1 protein-coding gene is annotated in these 1,291 nt (G+C 34.9%); it reads left to right on the forward strand.

Going from position 1 to position 1,291, the window contains the following annotated elements:
* Nucleotides 1–38: 38 nt before the first annotated feature.
* Entirely contained in the window at nt 39–1,175 is a 1,137-nt protein-coding gene (locus ACFIKB_RS09310) for a hypothetical protein (RefSeq protein ID WP_375653471.1), read from the forward strand.
* Nucleotides 1,176–1,291 lie beyond the last annotated feature (116 nt).

A 1,291-nucleotide genomic window follows, 5' to 3' on the forward strand; every position in this document is an offset into this window, starting at 1 on the left:
TTTCACTTGCAATAATAATAAAGAAAGGGAGGTGAAGTATGTCAACTAAGTTGCCATGGACGAGGCTTTTTGCAGACCAGTGGGCAATAGTTGTTGATTATTTGCCTGCTGTAGAGGGCAATATCTATATGCGATTACGGTTACGTATGTTGCGTACTGGTGAACCTCTTTTTTATAATATTAAAGTTTTATCTAATTACACTGGTTATTCAGTGAAGAAGTTCGAAGCAGCGTTAAATGTCTTGCTTGAAGAAGGATACCTTGTTCGTTTAGCAGACGGTCGTTTGTGGAATTTAGATGTTGAGGAAGAACTCAATAACTCTAATGAGAATTTAGATAAAGCTTCGGAAAAGGCTTCAAAAGCAGCAAAAGCTAGATGGGATAAAAACAAAGATAAAAGTAATGATGATGCACGTGCAATGCATGAGCAATGCACAAGCAATGCATACGCAATGCACGAGCAATGCTTGGAAATGCACAATAACATTAACATTAACAATAACAAAAAAAATAAAAATATTATTTTATCAAAAAGAGAAATTGATTTTGAAAATTTAGAAACAAACGATTTTGTTGAAAAGGCAATCGAGTGTGATGTTGAAAGCCAATCAGAACAAATCAAAACGATAGAAACCAAACAACCAATCATTCGCGAGCAAAATATCAATCTTTCAAACGAAGTTAACAACCGATGGCAAATTAACGAAGCGATGATTGCGAAATTGCCTTCACGAAAAGTTAAAAAGGTTGGAAAAAAACTTTCAGAAATCTTTGACACGATGATGCCTGCTTATTTTCCAGAGAAAGCAAACTTTTTTGAAGGAACAAAGAAAATAAGCGAAAAACAAGAGGTTGAAAGAATACTAGAAGATTTCAAACCCGATTTTCAATACGCAACTGAACAAGGATTAACGCATGATGAAGCCTTATCAGAATTTGAAAAATTTGTACGCTTTTCAAAATCCAACCCATGTCGAAATGCAAATGAACGCGATTGGCAAAGCGCTTGGGATAATTGGATTACGCATCCAGAATATGGATTGGTAATTAAGAAACACAAAAAATTAGAAACGGAAAAACTATATGCAACCGCATGCTATAAATCATCAACAAACAGTTTCGCAAATAACCTTTCAGAAAGCTTCAATCAACTTGCAACAGCGATCTACGCTTAAAGACACTTATGGATCAGAAATAGAGCTTTTGTCGGGATTATCAGTCATGAAATCGTATTTAAAAGCATCCGAAAAAACAGCAAAGTAGTGAAATTTGCTGATGATTTTGAGAATAG

This window comes from Bartonella sp. MR110HLJHH (assembly GCF_042194225.1).
Lineage (GTDB): Bacteria > Pseudomonadota > Alphaproteobacteria > Rhizobiales > Rhizobiaceae > Bartonella > Bartonella grahamii.